This is a genomic window from Streptomyces sp. NBC_01197 (genome assembly GCF_036010505.1).
Classification (GTDB): domain Bacteria; phylum Actinomycetota; class Actinomycetes; order Streptomycetales; family Streptomycetaceae; genus Streptomyces.
In genome coordinates, this window is the sequence record NZ_CP108569.1 from 1,444,742 (window position 1) to 1,465,483 (window position 20,742).

The window sequence follows — 20,742 nt, forward strand, 5'->3', positions numbered from 1 at the left end:
ACCTGGGGAAACGAGACATGTGACCGCTCGCCCTCCGGCACAACCGACCACCTGGCGCGACGGCTCCCGGCCTAGACGGCCGGTTTTCTGCCGCGGTCCGTCTCATCCTGCACGAGGAGCGAGAGCAGGGAGGCGACGGTCAGGCCGGCTTCTGCCGGATGGCGCAGCACCTTGTCCGGCTTGATGCGGTAGGTGTTCGTGCGTCCTTCGCGGGTGTGGGAGAGGTAACCGTCCTGCTCAAGGTCGGCAATGATCCGCTGTACGGCGCGGTCGGTGAGCCGGCAGTAAGCGGCGATGTCGCGGATGCGGATGTTCGGGTCATCGGCGATGGCGGCAAGTACGCGCGCATGGTTGGTGACGAACGTCCACCCGGTGTGTGTCTCGGACTCTCCGATCATGCCTTGCATGTTAGGCGACAGGTTTACCTGAACGCGAATACATGACATAGTTTTCGCGCAACACGTGACGGGGTTCGGCAGAGGTGGACTGGGAGGTCCGAGAATGTCGTGGGACGAAGTCGCCACAGCAGGGCCGGGGGGCGACGCTGTGGGAAGCAGCACCCACCCGTCCGGCCCGGACGGTGGACACCTACCGGTGCATGGCGCGGTGGCTCAGTACGAGTGCGGCGACGCCTGGGTGATCGTTGCCGTCGGCGAGTACGACATGGACTCGATCAAGCCCCTGACGGAGGCGCTGACCACCGCGGCCGCACAGCATCCGAAGGTGGTCCTGGACACCTCCGGCGTCACCTTCGCAGACTCCTCGTTCCTGAACCTCATCCTCATCGGACACCGGGCCACCGCCCTGCACGTGGCCGCACCGAGACCACAGTTGCGGCGTCTCCTTGAGGTGACCGGAACCGACGCCATCCTTCAGGTACGAGCAACGGTGGAGGAAGCGGCCGGCTCCTGAGGCCTGCCCGGCACGTGATGCAGACCGGCTAGGTGTATCGCCCGACGGGTCGTGCGACTGCTCTGGTACGCGCGGCCTGCCAATTCTTTTGAACAGGAGGTTGTCATGGTGGTATCCACGCAGGCCAGGGCGGCGACGGGACAGTCAGCGCAAGCCGTTACGCCGGCCGCCCCATGCTCTGCGACCGGTGAACTGCCGTGGATCGAGAACCCGAAGAAGGTCGCCCCCAAGGACGCACGGTCCCTGTGCAGGACGTTCTTCGATCAGCTGCAGGTACTTGAAGAGGGCACACCCGAGTACCAGTACGCGCGGAACACCCTGATCGAGATGAACCTCTCACTCGTACGGTTCGCGGCCAGCCGCTACCGTAACCGCGGCAGCGGCGAGATGGAGGACATCGTGCAGGTCGGCACGATCGGCCTGATCAAGGCCATCGACCGCTTCGACCTCACGCGCGAAGTCGAATTCACCACCTTCTCCATCCCCTACATCGTGGGAGAGATCAAGCGGTACTTCCGCGACACCACATGGGCCGTCCACGTCCCACGGCGACTGCAGGAACTACGCGTCGACCTGGCGAGGGCGCAGGAAGCCCTCTTCGTCGACCTGGGCCGGCAGCCCACAGTCCGGGAACTCGCCGATCACCTCGACCTGAGTGAGGAAGAGATCCTCGACGGCCTGATCGCGTCCAACGGCTACACCGCCGGCTCACTGGACATGCCCCAGGACAACAACGAGCAGACCCAGATGTCCTCGACCCGTTCACGGACCCTCGCCGATGTCGTCGGCGTGTGCGACCCCACTATGGAGCTCGTCGAGGACTTCCACGCGCTCGCGCCCCTCCTGCACACCCTCGATGACCGCGAACGCGAAATCCTGACGCTGCGCTTCGGCCAGGAAATGACTCAGTCCCAGATCGGGGCGGAGCTCGGCATCTCCCAGATGCATGTCTCCCGCCTCCTGGCCCGGACCCTGGGCAAACTGCGTTCCGGGATGCTCACACAGGACTGACCACACAGGACTGACCGGCCCGGCGTGAACCTCCCCGGACCGCCCGCACACACGGGCCGCCATCCTGCAGATACGCGCCAACTGGTGGCAGACCGGCGCCAACTGTCGGCAACCTCCCGTAGCTGAGTGCAATCCCGCCCCGCACCGGATATTTCAGCGCGGCGGTTCCAGTTCGGGGAAGTCCGGGGCCGCCCGGCGTCTGCGGGCGGTCCTGCCGGATCCGTGGCTGACCCTCGGGGTCGGCACGCTGGTTCAGGCGATGCCTGCGCCCATACGGGCATCGGACGCCGGGATCGAGTTCGCTCCGGAGAGGTGATCGTCGGGCCGGAGTTCCGGGCGCCGGAAGCGGCGTGGATCGAGGGAGTCGCCGCGATGGCCCGTACGGGCGCCCGGGTCATCGTCGACGAGGTCTTCCTCGGCCGTTCCTCGCCCCAGGAGCAGTCGGAGCCGACCGGCCAGGATGTAGACCCATTCGAAGCCGTCGTGAGTCTTCAGCTTCCGTCGTGTTCCGGAGCTGGGCGGGATCAGCGATTCGATGGCCGGGGCGCCGGCCTCACCAGCGGCTCGTTCCCTGGCATGGGCATCCGAACCTGGCCTCAAGGGCGTTGACAAAGGGATCGGAGCCTGTCGACCATGGAACTCACATCAAGGCTGACAACGTTGTCGGACGACGTATCGGGAGCGACGTGACCCAGTTGAATCGCAGGCGTTTCCTTTCCAGTGGAATCGCCACCGCCGGTGGTGGTGTTCTCGGCGCGCTCGGGCTGTCCGGTGTCGCCGATGCGGCGCCGGCCGGCACCGCGGGCACCCCAGGCACCGCAGGCACCCACCTCCTCAGCATCGGCGGCCGCGAGATCACCAGCGGCTGGACCTTCAGGGCGGCAGACGGGACGACACCGTCCGGAGACCAGGTGGCCAGTGCGCGGCGCATCGCCGGCCTGAAGCCGGCTGTCGTGCCGGGCACACCACTCACGAGCATGATCGCCAACGGCGAGTACCCCGACCCGCTGTACGGCCACATCGTGACCGACACGGTCCCGGACACCCTCAAGGACACCGACTACTGGTACCGGGTCGCCTTCCCCGTACCGCGGCTGATCCCGGGTCAGCGGTTCTGGCTGCAGTTCGACGGCATCAACTACCTCGGGACCATCTGGCTCAACGGCACCAAGGTGGGCACCGTGGAAGGTGCGTTCAGACGGGGCGTCTTCGACGTCACGGACATCATCGCGAAGGCCAACGGCACGGCTCACCTCGCGGTGCTGGTCGGCAAACTGGACTACGCCGACCCCCCGGCGTTGCCGAGCTACGCCAGCGGCGTGACCCGCGGCGGGCGCAATGGCGGCAAGACCGGGATCACCTTGAAGAACGGGCCGACGTTCTTCTGTACGGCGGGCTGGGACTGGCTGCCCACCATTCCCGACCGGGACCTGGGCATCTGGCAGCCCGTCACCTGGTCCACGACGGGCCAGATCCGGCTTACCGACGTGCACGTCGATCCGACGCTCTCCGCTGATCTGAGCACGGCCGACATCGCGATCGGCCTCACCCTCGACAGCGCCTTCGACTCGCCCCGGTCGGTGGTGGTCAGGGGCACCCTCGACGGCCGCGACTTCACCCGGACGGTCACCGTGCCGGCCGGCGCGTCCACGGTGACGGTGACGTCGGATGACCTCGCCTGCCTGCGACTGCACCGCCCGAAACTGTGGTGGCCCAACGGATACGGCGACCCCCACCGCTACCGGCTCTCCATCGGCGTCGAGTCCGGCGGCCAGGTCCACGATGAGCGGACAGTGGACTTCGGCGTCCGGCGGATCGAGTACACCAAGCCGATCCAGTCACAGTCCGGCACACCGGTGGACTGCCTGGCGATCACCGTCAACAACCAGCCGATCCTGGTGATGGGCGGCAACTGGGGCCTGGACGAGGCGCTCAAGCGCATTCCGCGGGAACGGCTCCGTGAGCAGGTGCGGCTGCACAGCGAGGCCAACCTCAACCTGATCCGGAACTGGAACGGCCAGAGCAGCACCGAAGACTTCTACGAGGCGTGCGACGAGTTCGGCATCCTCGTCTGGCAGGACTTCTTCTGCTCGACGGAAGGTCCCGCGCCGGCGAACGTCACCCGCGACCTGGACAACATCCGGGACTGCATCGTCCGGTTCCGTAACCACCCGTCGATCCTGCTGTGGTGCGGCGGCAACGAGGGCCCGCCGCCGCAGCCGCTCATCGACGGTCTGGACGCGCTGGTCGCCGAACTGGACCCCAAGCGCGCCTCGCTGACCAGTTCGGCCGGCGACACCGGCAAGAACCCCATAGGCGGGTACAGCTCGGGCGGGCCGTACCACTGGGTCACCCCCAGCACCCACTTCGACCTCAACGACGGCACGCACTGGCCGCCGTTCCACAACGAGGTCGGGTCGTACTCCATTCCGACGCTGGAGTTCATCAGGAAGATGATCCCCGAAGCGTCGTGGGAGCACCCGGACGACTCCTGGGCCGACCGGGACGTCAATGGCAACGGCGGCAACGGCGGCGGCTCCGGTTACCTGCAGATCACCGCGGAGCGCTACGGCGAGCTGCAGAATCTCCCGGACTTCGCCCGCAAGTCGCAACTGATGAACTACGAGTGCATCAAGGCGATTTACGAGGCGCACGCCGCGAACATGGAGAGCGCCTCACCGGGCAAGCCGTACCCGCGCACCGGCGTCATCATGTGGATGACCAATCCCGCGCAGCCCAGTTTCGTCTGGCAGATGTACACCCACGACCTGGAGGCGCACTCGTCGTTCTACGCGGTCCAGCACGCCTGCCGGCGGCTCAACGTGATCCTCAACAGCAAGACGTACGACGTGGTGGTGGCCAATCACACCCGGGCGGCTGTGCGGGGGACCGTCGCCGTCACGCTGTACGACCTGGACGGCAAGGCGTTCGGCAACACCTCCCTGCGCGTCGGCGGGGCAGCGGAGTCCGACCACACCGTGATCGGCAACCTCGCCACGCAGCTGAACGGCGCGCCTTCCGATGTCGCCTTCGTCCGGCTCTCGTTCAAGGACGGGCACGGCGCCGAACTGGTCCGCAACTTCTACTGGATCGAAAACCCGGCCCGCGCCGCGGGATTCATGAGCCTGAACGATGTGGCCCCGGCCGCGGTCTCCGTCGTGGCCGACGTGAAGCACGGGAGGGACACCATCGAGCTGACGGCAAAGGTCGAGAACACCGGCGAGGCCGTGGCTCTGATGGTGCATCTGCAGGTGTACGACACCCGGACCGGCGAACGCATCCTGCCGGCGACGTTCGACGACAACTACCTGAACCTGGTGGGCGGCGAGTGGAGCACTGTCAGGGTCCGCCTGGACACCGGTCAGGTCCGCGACCACAAGGACATCGGGGTGCGGATCGACGGCTGGAAGATCGACCAGCGTGCCTCCCGGCTGCGGGGGCACGGTGTGGCCGTCACCTTCAACAAGGCGGCACTGTCGACTCAGCCGCCGACGAAGACCTTCGGCGGCTGAGCGGCCAACGGAACGCGCGGGTATGGCCGGGCCGGCCAGCCATACCCGCCATCCGGGCTTTCGCCCCCTCCCGCTCAGGCCGGGGGCGCATCACGTCGGCGGCGGCTCAGAAGTCCCGTGCCCGCGACCACGCATCCGATGGCGAGGATCTTGCCGGCCCGGTAGTAGAGGGTCCAGTCGTCACCGGCCGTCTTCCCGGTCAGCAGCAACCACAGCAGCAGTGCGATGCCGGCCGCGACGAGAAGTACACCTCCCGTCCGGCCGAGGCCTGCCCACCAGGGTTCGTCGCTGACCGGCGGGTTCTCGGCCTCCTGCGGTCCGCCGCCGTCTCCCTCACCATTCCGCACCTGTTCTCTTCTCCTTCGACAGTGGCAGCGTGTTGATCGACTACAGGGCAGGACGAAGCCCGTTCCGGAAAGGTTCCGGCCTGATCCCGTCGGGAGGCCCTAACGACCAGCCCTGTCGTGGACCCGGACGATGCCGCTGTAAGTGGAGATGTAGGCGGAACCGTCGGGGCCGAGGGTGATCGGGGACCAGTTGTTGTTGTAGGCGTCGCCGGCCCCGGTCAGGGTCCGGAAGCGCGTCGTGCCGGTGCGCCAGTCGATGGCGGCGAGGTACCAGGCGTCGGCTCCCTTGCTGCTGTACGGCTTGGAGTAGGCGTACAGCAGGCCGTTGGAGCGGGAGAGCTTGGTGACGACTGTGGGCGACTGTTCCTTGCTGGTCCAGCCGACGTGGCAGCTGTCGCCCCCCTTGTCGACCTCGATCTTGGTGATCCCGCCGGGGGTGCTCATGCCGCCCTGGGTGCTCTTGGTGGACGTGTAGCCGTAGTCGTTCTCCACCGTGAAGCCGTTACCCCAGGCGGTCAGCGAGTTCTCGGTGGCGGAGGCGCCGGGCCGGAAGACGGGAACGGAGCAGACCAGGCGGTCGCCGTTGACGTGGCTGCGGCGCCGGTAGACCAGGACGTGCATCCGGGGGTCCGCGTTGTCGGTGCTGCCTATGTAGCTGTTGCCCAGCAGTGCGGGGGTGGCGCCTGTGCCCTGGTTGATCTGGCCGGGCTTGGTGCGGGTCCCGCGGTCGTACGTCTCGCGCCAGTCGGTCCGCGGCGTCCCTTCCGGCGCCGCGTGCATCTTGTACAGGGCGTGGTCGGTGGCGATGAAGACGCCGTCGGGGCCGGTGGAGAAGGAGTTCTGGATCGTCGGTGACCTTGCTGGAACTGGTCGCCCGGGGGTGGCGCCCTAACGGACCGCCCTGCGGCTGGGTGTTGCTCGCGTAACTGTCGCCGTGCATGGCGCTCCGCCCGTCCTGGGCCATGAAGGGGTTGTGGACCTCGCTGCCCGGCACCGGGTGAGGGCTCGCCGAACGGCCGGTGGAACGGGGAGCACCGCTCATTCCGGGGCCGGTCGGCAGTGGGCCGGCCTGTGCCGCTACGGCGCCGGCCAGCACCAGCGCGACGGCCCCGGCGTGCGCTGCGGCCTGCGTCGCGACGCGACGCAGCTTCGAGGTGCGGAATTGCATGAGGGATCCTTCCCAGGCGCTCTGAAATAAGGCGAGTGCCTTATTAACGTACACGAACCTTTAAGGCGTGTGCCTTACAATGGGGTTCATGACCAGAGGGAGCACGACACGCGAGGCCATGGCCGAGGTGGCTCTGCGCATGTTCGCCGAGCGGGGGATCGACGCCGTCTCGCTCCGGGAGATCACCGCGGCGTCGGGTCAGCGCAACAAGTCAGCGGCCCAGTACCACTTCGGCAGCAAGGAACAGCTCGTCCGGGAGATCTTCGAACGCCATACGGGGCAGGTGAACATCCACCGGCAGCAGCTACTTACCGCCCTGTACGAGAACGGCCGGCAGCCCTCGCTGGAGGGACTGGCCGACGCACTCATCCACCCGCTGGCCGATACGCTCATCGAGCACGAGCACAGCCATTACGCGCGCTTCCTCGCCCAAGTGGCCACTCCCCCATGGACGATGGCCCTCGTACCGGCCGATCCGGCGGCGACGGAGAGCGTACGGACCGTCTTCAGCGAAATCGTCCGGCTCCTGGACGACCTGCCTGAAGCCGTCCTGCGCACCCGGCTCGCCCTGGCCATGATGCTCACCGTCCGCGCCCTGGCCGCGTGCGAGCACGCCATGGAAGGCAGCGGGCCCGACAACGAGCGGCGAGTCGCACTGCTCACCGCCAACCTCATCGACAGCACCATCGGAATCCTTCGGGCGCCCGTCTCCGATGCCACCCGAAGACTCCTCCCGCCGAACCCGGAGCGGGTCACCGCCGACGACAACTGGCCCTGGCACTTTCTCGTCGGCGCCGAAGCGGGGTTCTGACCACAGAGCGGGGCTGCGGTACGGACGGTCCATGAAGAGGGCGACCACCACGTGGTGGTCGGCCGGGTCGAGGGCCTGGTGACGGGTGGGGCTTCGGGCCCGCTGCTCTTCCACCGTGACCGCTACACCACGGCGCGAGTTCCGTCCGGGCCCTGGCTCCCGGCGAGCACCTGGGCGGGGCCGGACGCCTGGTTGTGACCGGCCCCGTACCAGAACAATTCGTCGCCGACCCCCAGGAGCAGGGCCGGCGACGAATGCGACCGGAGCGGATCAAGTCCCTTGCGCGATATGGCTCGACAGCAGGAATGTCACCGCGTAAGGGGTCTGTCTGCCGGGGCTCAGCAGAAGTGCGGAATGGCACCGACGTTGGCGATGTACCGCGCCGACACGAAGTTGCCCTTGGGCGTCTTGTACCACAGGTTGTTTCCCGCGACATTCTGGCCGTGCACCTTGCACACGATCGGGACGATCGAGTTGAACGAGTACGAGCCGACGACCCGGAAGCGCTGGCTGGGCCCGCTCCGTACCAGCACACCCGTCCTGGAGATCACACGCCCCTTGTACAGGGACATGGCCGCCGGGGCAGTCATCTGGTCCTTGTTGGCCGTGCCGTTGCTGAAATCGCCGGCCAGAGCGGGACCGGCGGCCAGGCCGACGGCCATCGCACCGGCAGTCAGTGCCATGACGAGCTTGCTGGTCTTGGGCTTGGGGAACACGCATTGCCTCCACGAGGTCACAGACCGATGGGTAGATGCTGTGAGACGACGTCCCCGTATATGCGCCGGCACGGACGGCTCACTGCTCGCACAATCCGCGTCGAACGGCCCACAGAAGGAACTGATCGCCTCAGCAAGAGGAAGTTACTGCGGCCGCCACAGCAACCGCCCTCACAGGCAATTCGACACACAGTCCGATCTCCTGAATGGGCGTACGAGATTGATCCGTTCGGGGGAATTCAACTGTGCGGCCGGATCTCACGGCGGATAAGCCGCCTCAACGAATCCGTACGGTCAAGAGGCTCGCCCGTCTCTGCCTGTTACGGGCGGAACAGACGCCGTCGAGCGATCAGTTCGACCGTCACGGCAACAGCAAGGGCCTGCACAGCCATGAGGGCGATCAGGACGAACAGTTGCGCAGCGCCGGCCATCAGCGGACTCGCACCCCCCAGGAGCATGCCCACGAACGCCCCGGGAAGGGTGACCAGCCCGACAGTACGCGTCTGATCCAGCCCCGGAAGCAGGGCGTCGGATGCCGCGGGCCGTGCGATCTCCAACCGCGCGTCCCGGTCGAGGAAGCCCAGAGCCATCGCGGCCTCGACCTCTCCCCGGCGCTGTTCCAGCTGGTCCAGGGCGCGGCGTCCCGCGAGCACCGTCGCTGTGAGGGCGCCGCCGATGAGAATGCCGGTGATCGGGATGAGTACGAGGCCCTTGAGGGGAACCAGCCCCGTCAGCAGCAGCGCAGCCACCGTGGGAACGACGCCGGCGGCAAGGGGTGCGGCGGTGAGCCACCAGGTGTGGTTGCTGGTCAGCCGTCGGCCTGCCGTGCGCACGGCGACGGTGAACATCACGACAAGGAACGCTCCCAGCCCCGCCGCCCTGGTCACTGCCCAGGTGATGATCAGGGACACCGCGGCGAGCTGGACGGCCGCACGCACCCCTGCGACCAGGATTTCCCGCGGCCGACGGGCCGAGGAATCAGGGGACAGGCTGAAGAAGCAGGCGACTCCCGCCGCTACCACCAGAAGCACCACCAGCAGTACGCCGAGGGTGAGGTTGACCGGCAGAAGAGATCTTGCGCTCAGGGTCACATGGCCACCGTAAGGGACACCATCGGCGCGCCACGGATGATCGCACCATCCTCAGTGCCTCATGGGCCGACTGAAGGCTGCCGCGCCCCGCAACAGCCCTGCGGGGAAGGGCGGTTGTCGATCACCTTCCCGCCCGCGAAGCGACCAGGCACTTCCGCTCCACGGGCGGCGCCCCCGGCGACCGGCTCGCTCAGTGACTCAGGATGTTCGCCGCCACGATCAAGAGCCCGAGCAGCATGTCCACGCCGCCGGTCCGGGACGCCCTGCCCCAGCCGCGGCCCGCCACGCGTGCGGCCCATAGCCCCCAGCCGAAGAGCGCCACCGTGTTGATCCCCAGGGAGACCGCGATCGCGCCTTCCTCTCCCCACCAGCCCTCGTGCGCGCCGAGCAGGGCGGCCACCGTGGGCAGTACCGCGGCGGCCAGCGGCCACTCGGTGAGCACCGACCGTACGGTGCTGCTGGTGACCGGCACTCCGTCCGCCGTCCGGTGGGCGATGGCATGGGCGTAGCCGTGCGCCGCCGCCGACGCGAGTGACGTGAGCAGCACCCAGAGCGCGTCGTACCCGGGGTCCGGGCTGCCGTTGTCGTTGCCCAGCGCGGCGGCCAGCGCGCTGGCGAGAATCGTTCCGTAGATGCCGCCGAACAGCAGCCGCTGCAGTGGTTCGGCGCGCCGGGCCGGGGGGACTGGAACACTCAGGCTGGCGGGCAAGGCGCATCCTCCCATGGCGAACGAGCCACTCCGTACAGATCAGTACAGAATGAGCGGTCACTCTGCATAGAGGGATACAACCGCATACCGCCGCGATTCCCCCGTATCTGGGTGCGGAAGCCCCTGCGGTCCGGCGGCCGGCTCGCCCCGGAGCGCGGCGGCGCGGCGGCCCGGCCACGGGGAGCGGGTGCGGCCTCCGTGCGGTATCCAGAGATATGAGCCCGCTGCGGATACTGCGCCCGCTCCTCAAGGACCGACCACGCCCGAAGGCGCTCATCGCGGTGCCGTTCGCCCTGATCGCCGTCGTCACGGTGCTCGACATCTTCGCGCCACCGGACGTCCACCTCGGCCCATTTCTCGTGGCGGCTCCGGCCATCACGGCGTCGTTCGCCGGACCCCGTATGACCGGATTCGTCGGTGCGGTCGCCGTCCTGGCCCAGTCACTGGTGGGCATCGCGCGCACCAGCATCAACGACCTCAATCACACGTACCAGATCGCCGCCCTGTTCCTGATCTCCGTCTTCGTCACCTTCTTCGCCCATCTGCGGGAGCGGCACGCACGGGAGATGAACCACCTCCGCTGGGTGGCACAGGCGGTGCAGCGCGTGGTGATGCCTCCGCTGCCCGAGCGGAGCGGGACGCTGCGGATCGCGTCGCGCTATCTGGCCGCGGAGGCGGAGGCGCAGCTCGGCGGCGATCTGTACGCGGTCGCCCGTACGGCCACGGGCTCCCGCGTGATCGTCGGAGACGTACGCGGCAAGGGGCTCGACGCGATGGGCGAAGCCGCCCAGGTCCTGGGCTCCTTCCGGGCCCTGGCGCACCAGGGACCGGGACTTCCGCAAGCCGTGGCCCAGCTGGAGGTCGAGGTCGCCGCGTTCGGGTACGGGCTGCCGCCCGCGGAGGGGGACGACGGTCGCGGTACGGAGGCTTTCGTGACCGCCGCCGTGCTGGACATCCCGGACGCCGATCCGGAACTCCGCCTGGTCAGCTGCGGGCATCCGCCGCCCTTGCTGCTGCGGTCCGGCCGGGTCCTGTCGCTCGACGTCCGGGAGCCCGCGCCGCCTCTGGGGCTGGGGTCTCTGACCGGTTCCGCCGTCGCCATCGAGACGTTCCCCTTCGGCGTCGGCGACATCCTGCTCCTGTATACGGACGGTGTCATCGAGTCCCGCGACCGGGCGGGCCGCTTCTACCCGCTGCCCGACCGGATCGCGTCGTTCCGCGCCGAAGGGCCGGATGCGCTGCTGGGCGACCTCTGCGCCGATCTGCTGCGTCATGCGGACGGCAGCCTGGGCGACGACGCGGCCATGGTCGCCATCGAACGGCTCGCGGCGCCCTGACCACACGGTGCCCCCTAAGGGGCCCTGCTCAGGGCCCCCCAGAGGTCCCGCGCGGGTCTGGGACAACCCCCGCCCCCACGCTCGCCGGACATTCATCCCGAACAATTAATAATCATGACCAATCGGGCACGTCCGGCAAATAGCCAACGACCACAAGACCCTATATGAGCACCTTGCTGAATTTCCGTCAGATGCCAGAAAGATAACGCTTCCACAGGAACGTCACCCCATCCCGTGGTGCTAAGATCATCACGCTTGCCAGGCGGCACCAAACCCGCTATGGCGCTTAATCGCGCAGCGCGTCGGGCCAGAATTCCGCCACCCCGGGGGGAACTTTGCCATCAGCCGGGCCTTTCAAGGCAGTCGGGCAGGAGAACGCGCGCGACCGATCCCGTATGTCTGCGGCCACGAGTGCACTCGACCGCGCCCCCGAGACATTCAGAGCCCGGCGGCCCCGCCACCCGAAGAGAGCCTTATGACTCAGTACCTCCAGGATCCAGCACTCTGGGCTTTGATAGCTGGCACTCCTGTCGCCGCTACCGCGATCGCTCGCGGAAGAAAGTCGATTTCCAAGCTCCGCACGGAAAAGCAGGAACTCCGAAGCCACTACTCCACCCTGGAAGAACACTACGCGGAATCCGTCGAAGAGGCGAAAGAGCGGGCCGAGGAAGCCACCAAGACCGCTCTTAAATCCGCGATGCGGACGCTTCAGGGTCTTGCGAGTGAGCAGCAGCTCGCAATTTCGAAACTCCAGGACAAGTACGGCGAACTTCAGATTCTCCAGGATCTCCTGGACATCGACCATATGAACTCCCAGTTCGCACGGCGCGCCCAGTCCATTGCCGTGCTCTGCGACGGCTGGCTCGGCCGTCAGCGCACCGACGCGTCGCTCTATGACGTCGTCCGCAGCGCGAAGGGCCGCATCCGCCACTTCACCCGTGTGGAGATCCGGACCCAGAGCCATTTCGCCATCGTGAGCCGCGCCGTCGAACCGGTCGCCCTCACACTCGCGGAACTGCTCGACAACGCCACCAGTTACTCGGCGCCGGAAACCGTGATCGAGATCAATATCCGGCCGGTCCCCAAGGGCGTCTGCATCATTGTCGACGACGCCGGTGTCGGCATGAACGAGGAGGAGAAGAGCCGCGCGGCCAAGCTCCTTTCCAGTGAGCGCTCCCCCGGTGTCGCGGGACTCGGCAACCCGCCGCAGTTCGGATTCACCGTGATCGGCGTGCTCGCCGCACGCTACGGATTCAGCGTCTCAGTGGACACCACGTCGCCCTACGGCGGTGTACGCGCGGTCGTGCTCCTGCCCGACGACCTCCTCACGTCGATGCCGGAACCCGCCCCCCAGCCCCAGGCGAAGGAGATTCCCACCGTGGCAGCGTCCTCCCCGATGCCGCGCGAAGAGGATTCGGCGTCAGCACCGGAAACAGCTCCTGCGACCACCTTCGGCGGTCTGCCGAAACGCAGCAGAAGGGGGCCGATCTCCATCGTGCCGGAAGCCGGCGCCGAGGCCGCCCCTGCCAGGTCGACCGAGCAGATCGCCTCAGTCATGGGGGCGTTCCAGCGGGGGACCCAGTCGGGACGCCGTTCCACCAGTGCAAGCAGCGAAGGGTCTGAGACTCAGTGAACTACGACCTGTCATGGATGCTTGACAGCGCCCTGGAAGTCCCCGAAGCGCGGCACGCGATCCTCGTCTCGGCGGACGGCCTGCTCATGGCCCGCTCGAAGGAGGTCGGCAAGGACCACGGCGACACCGTCGCCGCCGCGATGAGCGGGATGCAGTCCCTGAGCCGCACGGTGGCCGACTTCTGCGGCCGTCCGGCGGGCGACCGGCCCCAGTGGCGTCAGACGCTGGTCGAGTTCGAGCACGGCTGGGTGTTCCTCAACTCCGCGGGAGAGGGCGCCTACCTCGCCGTTTCGGCCTCCCCCGAGGTCGACATGGCCGAGATCTCCTTCCGTATGCAGCAGTTGGTCGGCCAGCTCGGCAAGGCACTGACCAGCCCGCCGCGCGAGATTGCCGACGCCGACGCATGACGATGACAGAGGAGCCGGACCAGGAGCCGGAAGCCCCGCAATTAGTGCGTCCGTACGTCATCACGAACGGCCGCAGCCTGGTGGACGACCACGAGCTCTCGCTGATCACGCTGGTCACGGTGGCTGAGAACTGCCCCGCGACCGGTCATCTCGACCCGGAGAAGCGCCGGTTGGTCGAGCTGTGTTCGGGGGGATACCTCGCGGTCGCCGAGATCGCAGGGCACACCCAGCTGCCTGTCGGCATTGTCCGCGTCCTGCTCGCCGATCTCACCGATGCGGGATACCTCTACACGCGCGAACCCATTCCGCGGGCCGAGCGTGTCGAACGACGCATACTCGAAGAGGTGCTGAATGGCCTTCAAGCCCGTTTCGGATAGCGGCGTCTATCTGAACAAAGCAGTACAGACCGCGGCGAAGATCCTGGTGGTAGGACACTTCGCCGTCGGCAAGACCACGTTCATCGGAACGATGTCGGAGATCCCTCCGCTGCGGACCGAAGAAGTCATGACCCGGGCCGGCGAGGAAATCGACGACCTCAAGGGAACGCGCGGCAAGACCACGACAACCGTCGCGATGGACTTCGGCCGGCTCACGCTCAGTGAGAACCTTGTGCTCTACCTCTTCGGAACACCGGGGCAGCAGCGCTTCGTCCAGGTGTGGGAAGACATGTCGCGCGGGGCTCTCGGAGCTCTCGTACTGGTCGATCCCGAGCGACTCCAGGAGTCGTTCCCCGTGATGGATCTGGTGGAGCAGTACGGCATTCCGTACACCATCGCCGTCAACCGGTTCGACATCGGGACGAATCACGAGGACGCGGAGATCAGGGAAGCTCTCGACCTGCTTCCCGAGACTCCTCTGGTGAGTTGCGACGCGCGCGATCAGCGCTCGTCCGCCAATGCTCTGATCGTCCTCGTGCGTTACCTCCAATCCCGCCTCAGCTAGGAGTTCCAGAAAATGCGATCCCCCTCGGAGCCGTCCCCGCCCCCCGGCTGCCCGGCGCACGACGCCGGCCGTCGCACCCCCCTGTACACCCAGGAATTCGCCAAGGACCCGCAGGGCCACTACGACTACCTGCGGGGCTTCGGCCCTGTCGCACCCGTCGAGCTGGCCCCGGGTGTGGACGCCTCGCTCGTCACTGACTACGCCGTGGCGCTCCAGGTGCTCCAGAGCCCCGACACCTTTGTCCGCGACTCGCGGCGCTGGCGCGCGCTGAACGAAGGGCGGGTGCCGCTGGACAGCCCCGTGCTGCCGATGATGGCGTACCGCCCGGGCCCGCTGTTCGAGGACGGAGCACGCCACCTGCGGCTCCGCCAGGCCGTGACCGACAGCCTGGTCAAGCTGGACACCCACCAGCTGACCCGGATGGTTGAGCGCACCGCCACCTACCTGATCAGTCAGTTCAGCGGGCGCGGCAAAGTCGACCTGATCGGCGACTACGCGCGCCTGGTGCCGCTGCTGGTCTTCAACGACCTCTTCGGCTGCCCCGGCGATCTGGGTGACCGTGTCGCCTTCGGCATTTCCGGCATTTTCGACGGGACCGACGCCCAGAGCGCGAACGACGTCCTGGTAGAGGCGCTGCTGGAGCTGGTCGCGCTGAAGCGGGCCCAGCCCGGCGACGACATCCTCACCCACTTGCTGCAGCACCCGGCGGGGCTGAGCGACGAGGAGATGATCCCCCAGCTCATCCAGCTCATCGGCGGCGGATTCGAGCCGATGTCGAACCTGATCGGAAACGCCCTGCGGGTCCTGCTCTCGCAGGGGACCCAGGACGACGGCCCGCAGGGCGTCATCCTCGTGGAAGACGCCATCAACGACGTTCTGTGGAACAGCTGCCCGATAGCCAACTACGCCACGCATTTCCCTCTGTACGACGTCGAGCTGTCGGGCAGCAGGCTGAACGCCGGAGACCCGGTCCTCATCTCGTTCGCCGCCGCCAACTCCGACCCGAGCCTGTCCGCGGGCCGGGGGACGGTGAGCAGGCGCGCCCATCTCGCCTGGGGTGCGGGCCCGCACGCCTGCCCGGCCAAGGACCCGGCGATGATCATCGCCGTACAGGCCATCGAGAAACTGCTCAACGAACTGCCGGATATCGAGATGTCGGTGGACCCTGAGGCCCTGGTCTACCGGCCGGGCCCCTTCCACCGGGCACTCGGCGCGCTGCCCGCCAGGTTCACCCCGGTCCGGAGCACGCGGCCGCGAACCGGCGCCGGCCCGGCCCCGGTTCACGCCACGGCAGGCCGCCCGGCGCAGGCGGCGCCTGCCGCCGCGCCGAAGGGCAAGTTCTGGAGCGGGTTCCTGTCCTGGTGGAAGGGGTGATCAGGCCACTACCGCGCGGCGGGCGCCAGAGGGCTTGATCTACGCAGATGCCACGTGGACCAGATGTCTTCCTCGTCTCCGATCCGCCCGCCACTGGCGATCGGGACGGCGGCGAGGAATGCATCCGGCAGGTCAAAGGCGTCCACCAAGGTCAGCATATGAGGCGCGAGAGCGGCGATGACGCCGGTGATGGCATCGGGGAACGCCCTGACATGGTCGGCCGTCAGATGACCGTCAGCGAGCAACTCCCCCGTGTGGCAGCTCAGCTGACGGAGCAGGAACAGTCTGCACAGCTGCTCCAGCAGGGTTCGCGCCGCCGGATCCGAGGCCCGGGCCGCGGCATCGATGAACGCGTCGGCGGCCCGGCGGCAGGCGTGCACCGAGACCATCTCCAGAGCCGGCGTGGACGCCGCGTTCCAGCGTCCGAGCGGGTCGCCGGCGGGGCCTTGGCGCAGAGCGGTCCTCGCCCGGCTCTGTGCGGCGGTCTCGACCTCCACGAGGAGATCCCGCAGAAACGGCAGTCCGGTCAACGGCCGCTCGGCAAGCGGCACTTGGGACAACGGGCCCCGGTCCGCCTCATGCCCGAAGATCATTTCAGCCCCGGCCTTCACCCAGATGACGAGATTGTCGCCTTCCGCGGTGATGCCGCCCTCTATGTTCAACGGCAGATCCGAAATCCCGTTGACCGGAAAGAGCCCCTGGGCCCCGCAGCGCTCCCGGGACTCGATCGCGATCGCCCGGGCCTGCCAGCTGATCCAGCCCTTCGCGACAGCGACCAGACGCTCGGTCTCCGCCCGGTTCTCCGCCGTGTGCCCGACCCACCGCGAGAGGACCTCCCGGTGCAGGAACGTCATGGCGTACGCCGTCGCCGTCGCGTCCAGCAGCCTGCTGTGATGGCTGCGGTGCGCCACCAGCGGCACCCGCTCCCCGAGCCTCGGCCCACTGATATGCCGGGTATGGGCGTGCCGCACAGCGATGGTCAGCGCCGCGCGCGACATCCCGAGGGTGCCCGCGCTCATGCACAGCTTGCCGCTGGTGACCCGCCCGATCGAATGCAGGAACCTCTTTCGCGCGCTGCCCAGGCTGCTGTGCAGCGTCCCGTCCTGATCCAGCCGGCCGTGCTCCGCCTCAAGCAGTGCCTCACGCGGTAAATGAACTCGGTCGAACGAGGTGAGGCAGTGGTCCACCGGGGTACCGGTCCGGTCCGGGAGCTCCCGGACGTGGACCCCGGGCACCCGGCCGCTCTCGTCACTCAGCGGCGTCAGGAAGAGGAAGCACCCCTCATCCACCCCGTCGACCAGCAGCCGCGCCGCGACCACCGCGCTCTTCGGACCGCCGGCCAGGCTGGTGTTCGGCATGAACTTCTGGGCGCCGGGCGTGGGAGTGTGCAGGATGAACCCGCCGGTCTCCCGGTCGAGTTCGGCGGTTGTGCCCAGCGCCGGAGCGTCATTGCCGTGGTCCAGCTCCGTACAGAGGAACGTCCCTATGCGGCGCATCGACGTGAACTCCGACACCTCACGTCCGCCCATGCCGGCGCTCTGGTCCAGCAGGCTCCCCAGGAACAGGTTGTAGTGGATGCTCGCCACCGTGCAGAGGCCGCCGTCCACCACCCCGGTCCACTCGTGCAGCGCGGCCAGCCGCCGGACGTCGAAGGCCAGATCCGCGGCATCGCCGGCCGCGTCGTTGACCAGACGCAGCCGGGAGTACGAGAGCTCGACCCGCTCCGCGGCGGAGAGCCCAGGACGGTGCCGGAAGCTCTCCGTAGCGATGAGATCCCGCCAGGTGCCATGGACCCGGGCCTGGTCATCCCCGTCGAAGAGGAGATGGGTCAACTCGCGGCTCGTGGCAGAGGCGTTCGCCGCTCCGCCCGTCTTCGGCAGGCTGCTCCGTTCCGACGCGGCTTCAAGGAGGCCCTTGTCCCGGAATGGGTGCATGGTCACGAAGTACTCCGCAAGAACGCTTTACACCAGTGAATAGAAACTTGGAAACAAGTGAATACCGGCGGACTTGCCTTATCCAGAGCTGGCGTGGACTTTTTTCTGAGTTGAAGATCACTACGGAAATGGCTTGAGGAAGGCAGCCGCTTCCATTACCCTCGGCGCTCGCCCAACTCCAGTGCGTAAGATGACAGATCGGGCAAAATTGGGAATTTAAGCGGATATCACTGGGCCGGTGAGTGATGTTTATCCATCGGGCCTCGCAGGGTATTCTCCTCTGTGGCAGTGCGGCACATCGTCTCATCCACCACAGAAAGCACCGCGTCCGGGTGGGGCGGTAGCTTCCATCGTCATCCTTGTTTAGTCTCTTTGTTCAAGACTCTCAGGATAGAGATTCCCTGTAAAGGGAACAGCCAATAGCTTTCCGGTGATTTGGTGAATTCAGCCGGTGGCGGCGATGAACTCCCGCAGGGCCGCGGCCAGTTGTTCCGGCTGGTCCTCGGCGATCAGGGTTCCGCTGTCCTCGATCTCCAGGAGCCGTCCCTGCGGCAGCAGTTCGGCGAGGCGCCGGCCGTGGGCCCGGGGCATCATGCGGTCCTCCAGCGCCCACACCACCAGCGCGGGCTTGTCGAACGTCCGCAGCCCCTCCGCTGCCTCCAGCAGTTCCTCCTTGCGTACGCCCAGACCGTAGCGGCGGAAGTCCTCGCGGATCGCCTTGTCGGTGAGGAGCGGGCGCAGCCAGCCGTCGACGATCTGGTCGGGCACCGGCCGCTTGGTGAGCGCTCCGAAGCCGACCGGCAGACGGCGCATCGGCTTGATCGCGAGCGTACGGACCAGCAGGGGGATACCGCCCGGGACCCGGCAGGCCAGCACGATCAGCTTGCCCGGGATGCCCGGCGGGTAGTTGTCGAAGGCCTCACAGGAGGTCAGGACCAGCCGGGCGAGCCGCTCCGGGTGCCGGACGGCCACGGTCTGGGCGCGGCCGCAGTCGTTCTCGACGAGAGTGACGTCCCGCAGCTCCAGCCGGTCGAGGAACTCGGCGATGAGCTCCGCCACCGAGTCCGGGGTCAGCGGTACGTCCCGGCGCATCGGGGTACGGTGCGCGCCGTACGGCAGAGTGGGCGCCAGCACCCGGTGGCCGGGGCGCAGGCCCTCGATCACCTTGCGCCAGACGGTGGCGTCGTGGACGAGCCCGTGGAGGAGGACGACGACGGGGCCTGAGCCGCCCGTGTCCACGTAGTCGACGGTGCCTGCGGTGAGTGTGATCTCGGGCATGTCAGGACAGTACGGCGACTCCGTCGATTTCCACCATCGCCTGCTCGTCCCAGAGTCGCGTGGCGCCGATCACCGCCATGGCCGGGTAGTCGCGGCCGGCCAGCTTCCGCCAGATACGGCCCAGTTCGGTGACGTGGGCGCGGTAGTCGGCGACATCGGTGGCGTACACCGTGACCCGCGCGAGATCGGCCGGATCGCCGCCCGCGGCGCGCAGCGCGGTGAGCAGGTTCGAGAGCGCCAGCTCGAACTGGGCCACAAGGGTGGCTCCGGTGACCTCGCCCGCAGCGTCCAGCGCGGTCTGTCCCGCCAGGAAGACCAGCCGGGTCCCGGTTGCGGCGACGGCGTGGGAGAAGCCGGTGGGCGGGGAGAGCTCCGGCGGGTTGACTCGGTCCAGGCTCATGCGTACAGCTCCTTGGCGATGATGGTCCGCTGGACCTCGGTGGCGCCCTCGTAGATCCGCGGGGCGCGGACCTCGCGGTAGAGGTGTTCGAGGAGGTGGCCGCGCTGGAGGGCCCGGGCGCCGTGCAGCTGGACAGCGGTGTCCACGACGTACTGGGCGGTCTCGGTGGCGAACAGTTTGGCCATGGCGGAGCGTTTCGCGATGCCCGGGTCGTCCGCGTCGCAGGCGGCCGCGGCCGCGTGGACCAGCAGGCGGGCGGCCTCGGTGCGGGTGGCCATCTCGGCGACCTGGTGGGCCACCGACTGGAGGTCCTTGAGCGGGCCGCCGAACGCGGTACGGCGGGACGTGTGGCCGATCGTCGCGTCCAGGGCCGCCTGTGCCATGCCGACGGCGAAGGCACCCACGCTGGGGCGGAAGAGGTTCAGGGTGTTCATCGCGACGTGGAAGCCCCGGTCCGGCTCGCCCAGGACGTCCTGCGGACCGACCGGCACTGCGTCGAAGTCCAGCGTCCCGATGGGGTGCGGCGAGAGCATGTCGAGCCGTGAACCCGTCAGCCCCGGGCGGTCGGCCGGCACCAGGAACGCGGTGATCCCCCGGGCTCCGGCCCCGTCGGTCGTACGGGCGAAGACGGTGTAGAAGTCGGCGTCGGGGGCGTTGGAGATCCAGCACTTCGCGCCGGTCAGCCGCCACCCGCCGCCGTCCGGTACGGCCTTGAGCTCCAGTGCGGCGGCATCCGACCCGGCGCCGGGCTCGCTCAGCGCGAAGGCGGCGACCGCCCGGCCCGCGATCACCTCGGGCAGCAGCCGCTCGCGCTGGTCCGCGGTGCCTGCCTGGACCAGCGGGTAACTCCCGAGCCCCTGGAGCGCGAGCGCGGTCTCCGCCTCCGTGCAGCCGTACGCCAGTGACTCGCGCAGCAGGCACAGGTCCAGCGCGCCCGCACTGAACAGCCGTTTCAGCAGGCCCAGTTCGCCGAGGGCCGCGACCAGGGGACGGTTGACGCGGCCGGGGTCCCCGGCAGCGGCGATCGGACCGAGCCGTTCGGCGGCCAGGGTGCGCAGTTCGGCGCACCACTTCCGCTGGTCCGGGTCCAGTGCGAATGCGGTCATCCCCGATCCCCTCTATCGTGAACCGTTGACTGTCGTCACGCAAACGATACGCTC

20 protein-coding genes and 1 pseudogene are annotated in these 20,742 nt (G+C 67.9%); 11 read left to right on the plus strand and 10 right to left on the minus strand.

All coding sequences use genetic code 11. From position 1 onward, the window contains the following. Nucleotides 1-71: 71 nt before the first annotated feature. Nucleotides 72-398 (minus strand): helix-turn-helix transcriptional regulator, encoded by a 327-nt coding sequence (locus OG452_RS06485; RefSeq protein ID WP_327294658.1) that lies wholly within the window; start codon nucleotides 396-398, stop codon nucleotides 72-74. 208 nt (nucleotides 399-606) lie between these two features. Between OG452_RS06485 and OG452_RS06490 the strand changes: the two genes are divergently transcribed. The 4 genes and pseudogenes from OG452_RS06490 (at nucleotide 607) to OG452_RS06505 (ending at nucleotide 5,435) form a co-directional block, all read left to right on the plus strand. Continuing rightward, nucleotides 607-912: an STAS domain-containing protein gene (locus OG452_RS06490; RefSeq protein WP_327294659.1), complete on the plus strand. Its 306-nt coding sequence runs from the start codon at nucleotides 607-609 to the stop codon at nucleotides 910-912. Between the two features lie 105 nt (nucleotides 913-1,017). Then, nucleotides 1,018-1,923 (plus strand): RNA polymerase sigma factor SigF, encoded by a 906-nt coding sequence (locus OG452_RS06495; RefSeq protein WP_327294660.1) that lies wholly within the window; start codon nucleotides 1,018-1,020, stop codon nucleotides 1,921-1,923. A 148-nt stretch (nucleotides 1,924-2,071) separates the two neighbouring features. After that, a pseudogene (locus tag OG452_RS06500) lies at nucleotides 2,072-2,448 on the plus strand (phosphotransferase-like protein); the annotation flags it as partial. Nucleotides 2,449-2,609: 161 nt separating this feature from the next. Further along, on the plus strand, nucleotides 2,610-5,435 hold the full coding sequence (locus OG452_RS06505) for a glycoside hydrolase family 2 protein (protein ID WP_327294661.1): 2,826 nt from the start codon (nucleotides 2,610-2,612) through the stop codon (nucleotides 5,433-5,435). 74 nt (nucleotides 5,436-5,509) lie between these two features. Here OG452_RS06505 and OG452_RS06510 read toward each other — a convergent pair whose 3' ends face one another. Beyond that, nucleotides 5,510-5,782 carry a hypothetical protein gene (locus OG452_RS06510; protein WP_327294662.1) on the minus strand — a complete coding sequence of 91 codons (273 nt, stop codon included), beginning with the start codon at nucleotides 5,780-5,782 and terminating at the stop codon, nucleotides 5,510-5,512. Between the two features lie 99 nt (nucleotides 5,783-5,881). Continuing rightward, nucleotides 5,882-6,562 carry a hypothetical protein gene (locus tag OG452_RS06515; protein ID WP_327294663.1) on the minus strand — a complete coding sequence of 227 codons (681 nt, stop codon included), beginning with the start codon at nucleotides 6,560-6,562 and terminating at the stop codon, nucleotides 5,882-5,884. A gap of 476 nt (nucleotides 6,563-7,038) precedes the next feature. On the opposite strand from OG452_RS06515, the gene OG452_RS06520 reads away from it, so the two are divergent. Continuing rightward, entirely contained in the window at nucleotides 7,039-7,761 is a 723-nt protein-coding gene (locus OG452_RS06520; protein WP_327294664.1) for a TetR/AcrR family transcriptional regulator, read from the plus strand. Nucleotides 7,762-8,099: 338 nt separating this feature from the next. On the opposite strand, the gene OG452_RS06525 is transcribed toward OG452_RS06520, so the two are convergent. The 3 genes from OG452_RS06525 to OG452_RS06535 all read right to left on the minus strand — a co-directional run bounded on the left by OG452_RS06525 (nucleotide 8,100) and on the right by OG452_RS06535 (nucleotide 10,277). Next, entirely contained in the window at nucleotides 8,100-8,477 is a 378-nt protein-coding gene (locus OG452_RS06525) for an SH3 domain-containing protein (RefSeq protein ID WP_327294665.1), read from the minus strand. A 320-nt stretch (nucleotides 8,478-8,797) separates the two neighbouring features. Beyond that, nucleotides 8,798-9,568 (minus strand): ABC transporter permease, encoded by a 771-nt coding sequence (locus tag OG452_RS06530; protein ID WP_327294666.1) that lies wholly within the window; start codon nucleotides 9,566-9,568, stop codon nucleotides 8,798-8,800. 190 nt (nucleotides 9,569-9,758) lie between these two features. Continuing rightward, nucleotides 9,759-10,277, minus strand: a complete 519-nt coding sequence (locus OG452_RS06535; protein ID WP_327294667.1) for a hypothetical protein — start codon at nucleotides 10,275-10,277, stop codon at nucleotides 9,759-9,761. A gap of 215 nt (nucleotides 10,278-10,492) precedes the next feature. Here OG452_RS06535 and OG452_RS06540 point away from each other — a divergent pair, with 215 nt between their 5' ends. The 6 genes from OG452_RS06540 (at nucleotide 10,493) to OG452_RS06565 (ending at nucleotide 15,970) form a co-directional block, all read left to right on the plus strand. After that, nucleotides 10,493-11,614 carry a PP2C family protein-serine/threonine phosphatase gene (locus OG452_RS06540; RefSeq protein WP_327294668.1) on the plus strand — a complete coding sequence of 374 codons (1,122 nt, stop codon included), beginning with the start codon at nucleotides 10,493-10,495 and terminating at the stop codon, nucleotides 11,612-11,614. A gap of 475 nt (nucleotides 11,615-12,089) precedes the next feature. Beyond that, nucleotides 12,090-13,247: an ATP-binding protein gene (locus OG452_RS06545; RefSeq protein ID WP_327294669.1), complete on the plus strand. Its 1,158-nt coding sequence runs from the start codon at nucleotides 12,090-12,092 to the stop codon at nucleotides 13,245-13,247. After that, nucleotides 13,244-13,654, plus strand: coding sequence for a roadblock/LC7 domain-containing protein (locus OG452_RS06550; RefSeq protein ID WP_327294670.1), 411 nt, complete (start codon nucleotides 13,244-13,246; stop codon nucleotides 13,652-13,654). The genes OG452_RS06545 and OG452_RS06550 overlap by 4 nt, the downstream gene beginning before the upstream one ends. Beyond that, nucleotides 13,651-14,031, plus strand: a complete 381-nt coding sequence (locus OG452_RS06555; RefSeq protein WP_327294671.1) for a DUF742 domain-containing protein — start codon at nucleotides 13,651-13,653, stop codon at nucleotides 14,029-14,031. Before OG452_RS06550 ends, OG452_RS06555 begins: the two co-directional genes overlap by 4 nt. Beyond that, a complete protein-coding gene (locus tag OG452_RS06560; RefSeq protein ID WP_327294672.1) occupies nucleotides 14,006-14,596 on the plus strand; it encodes a GTP-binding protein in 591 nt (196 codons plus the stop codon). Before OG452_RS06555 ends, OG452_RS06560 begins: the two co-directional genes overlap by 26 nt. A gap of 12 nt (nucleotides 14,597-14,608) precedes the next feature. Beyond that, complete coding sequence (locus tag OG452_RS06565; protein WP_327294673.1) at nucleotides 14,609-15,970, plus strand: cytochrome P450; 1,362 nt, start codon at nucleotides 14,609-14,611, stop codon at nucleotides 15,968-15,970. 8 nt (nucleotides 15,971-15,978) lie between these two features. On the opposite strand, the gene OG452_RS06570 is transcribed toward OG452_RS06565, so the two are convergent. The 4 genes from OG452_RS06570 to OG452_RS06585 form a co-directional block, all read right to left on the minus strand. After that, entirely contained in the window at nucleotides 15,979-17,904 is a 1,926-nt protein-coding gene (locus tag OG452_RS06570; RefSeq protein ID WP_327299531.1) for an acyl-CoA dehydrogenase, read from the minus strand. Between the two features lie 444 nt (nucleotides 17,905-18,348). Then, nucleotides 18,349-19,182, minus strand: a complete 834-nt coding sequence (locus tag OG452_RS06575) for an alpha/beta fold hydrolase (RefSeq protein WP_327294674.1) — start codon at nucleotides 19,180-19,182, stop codon at nucleotides 18,349-18,351. A gap of 1 nt (nucleotide 19,183) precedes the next feature. Beyond that, complete coding sequence (locus tag OG452_RS06580; RefSeq protein WP_327294675.1) at nucleotides 19,184-19,582, minus strand: RidA family protein; 399 nt, start codon at nucleotides 19,580-19,582, stop codon at nucleotides 19,184-19,186. Further along, nucleotides 19,579-20,688 carry an acyl-CoA dehydrogenase family protein gene (locus OG452_RS06585; protein ID WP_327294676.1) on the minus strand — a complete coding sequence of 370 codons (1,110 nt, stop codon included), beginning with the start codon at nucleotides 20,686-20,688 and terminating at the stop codon, nucleotides 19,579-19,581. The genes OG452_RS06580 and OG452_RS06585 overlap by 4 nt, the downstream gene beginning before the upstream one ends. Nucleotides 20,689-20,742 lie beyond the last annotated feature (54 nt).

What these genes read in the sequence shown, in the direction of transcription:
- OG452_RS06485 (WP_327294658.1), bottom strand. Translation starts at nt 398, where the DNA reads ATGATCGGAGAGTCCGAGACACACACCGGGTGGACGTTCGTCACCAAC.
- OG452_RS06495 (WP_327294660.1), top strand. Translation starts at nt 1,018, where the DNA reads ATGGTGGTATCCACGCAGGCCAGGGCGGCGACGGGACAGTCAGCGCAA.
- OG452_RS06515 (WP_327294663.1), bottom strand. Translation starts at nt 6,562, where the DNA reads ATGCACGCGGCGCCGGAAGGGACGCCGCGGACCGACTGGCGCGAGACG.
- OG452_RS06520 (WP_327294664.1), top strand. Translation starts at nt 7,039, where the DNA reads ATGACCAGAGGGAGCACGACACGCGAGGCCATGGCCGAGGTGGCTCTG.
- OG452_RS06540 (WP_327294668.1), top strand. Translation starts at nt 10,493, where the DNA reads ATGAGCCCGCTGCGGATACTGCGCCCGCTCCTCAAGGACCGACCACGC.
- OG452_RS06545 (WP_327294669.1), top strand. Translation starts at nt 12,090, where the DNA reads ATGACTCAGTACCTCCAGGATCCAGCACTCTGGGCTTTGATAGCTGGC.
- OG452_RS06555 (WP_327294671.1), top strand. Translation starts at nt 13,651, where the DNA reads ATGACGATGACAGAGGAGCCGGACCAGGAGCCGGAAGCCCCGCAATTA.
- OG452_RS06560 (WP_327294672.1), top strand. Translation starts at nt 14,006, where the DNA reads ATGGCCTTCAAGCCCGTTTCGGATAGCGGCGTCTATCTGAACAAAGCA.
- OG452_RS06565 (WP_327294673.1), top strand. Translation starts at nt 14,609, where the DNA reads ATGCGATCCCCCTCGGAGCCGTCCCCGCCCCCCGGCTGCCCGGCGCAC.
- OG452_RS06570 (WP_327299531.1), bottom strand. Translation starts at nt 17,904, where the DNA reads ATGCACCCATTCCGGGACAAGGGCCTCCTTGAAGCCGCGTCGGAACGG.
- OG452_RS06575 (WP_327294674.1), bottom strand. Translation starts at nt 19,182, where the DNA reads ATGCCCGAGATCACACTCACCGCAGGCACCGTCGACTACGTGGACACG.
- OG452_RS06580 (WP_327294675.1), bottom strand. Translation starts at nt 19,582, where the DNA reads ATGAGCCTGGACCGAGTCAACCCGCCGGAGCTCTCCCCGCCCACCGGC.
- OG452_RS06585 (WP_327294676.1), bottom strand. Translation starts at nt 20,688, where the DNA reads ATGACCGCATTCGCACTGGACCCGGACCAGCGGAAGTGGTGCGCCGAA.